Origin of the sequence: Streptococcus sp. HMSC065C01, assembly GCF_001813525.1 — a bacterium.
GTDB classification, from domain to species: domain Bacteria; phylum Bacillota; class Bacilli; order Lactobacillales; family Streptococcaceae; genus Streptococcus; species Streptococcus parasanguinis_V.
On sequence record NZ_KV812861.1, the window covers coordinates 9,591 to 10,651 of the forward strand.

The window sequence follows — 1,061 nt, forward strand, 5'->3', positions numbered from 1 at the left end:
CTTGTTTTTATTCTAACACATATATATTATTTATGCAATTATTTTTATTGCTCTTTGAACTTTTTTTTTTTTTTATTACCGTAAAGAATTATTTATTCCTTTAACTTGCTATTTTGAACTAAAAATTTTATAATGAAATTAAGCAAATAGGAAGGTTTATTATCTTTAATGAATACACTCGCAGAGAAATTCAGATTGAAAAGAAAAGAGTTGAGACTCTCCCAACAAACTCTTGCAGAAGGAATTTGTGAACAAAGCCAGATTAGTAAAATTGAGAGAGGGCATTTCATTCCCTCCGCAGACCTTTTGTTCAAACTCTCACAACGACTTGAAGTACCATTAGATTATTTTTTTAATGAACAAATTGAAATTAAATCTAACCTCTCTAATTTCAAGCAATTATCTGCTCGACTATTAGATGACAGAAATTATGAAGATTTGGAATATATTTATAGAATAGAGATCGAACGAAGTACTTTTCTAACACTAGAAGACCGAACTTACCTTGAATGGATTAAAGCTATTATTGACTTCTATCAATATGACAGTAAGTGTGAGGCTATTTCTTCATTGGAAAATATATTATTAAAAGTCTCCTCAAATACTCTGATTTATTTAAAGGCATTGAATACTCTATCTAATTTCTATTCCTTAGTGGGTCGTGAACAAGAATATGAGGCAAACTACTCTCGTTTAATGGAGTTATATCAGACAAAAAATTTTGAGCATCAAGAGTTTTTATTTGGCTACATCAGAGTTCGTTACAACTACGCTCACTACCTAGTGTCAAAGGAAAAATATAACGAAGCCATCCAAGAAGCTCTTGAGACGATTGAACTCTGTAAACAAAGACAGACAAGCTACCAACTGGCTCCCCTACTTATTCTTGTAGGAAATGCTGGAGCCAAATTTCTAGACAAAGAACAAGTCAAAAATTATTATATAGAAGCAAGAGAGTTATGTAAGATTTATAACAATCATTTAATGTTGATGAAGATAGAAAATTATTTGAAGGAATTAGATACTGTATAGTTAATCTTGACATTATAGTTTTTCTGAAA

Annotated in this window: 1 protein-coding gene; it reads left to right on the forward strand. The window is 30.3% G+C overall.

Translation table 11 applies throughout. The annotated features are described in order from the left end of the window. Positions 1-168 precede the first annotated feature (168 nt). The gene (locus tag HMPREF2918_RS10620; RefSeq protein ID WP_070595623.1) at positions 169-1,032 is read left to right on the forward strand and encodes a helix-turn-helix domain-containing protein; all 864 of its coding nucleotides are present in this window, start codon (positions 169-171) and stop codon (positions 1,030-1,032) included. The last annotated feature ends 29 nt before the right edge of the window (positions 1,033-1,061 follow it).

Bases quoted from the DNA above. Each gene is read 5' to 3' on its own strand.
- HMPREF2918_RS10620 (WP_070595623.1), top strand. From the start codon at position 169: ATGAATACACTCGCAGAGAAATTCAGATTGAAAAGAAAAGAGTTGAGA.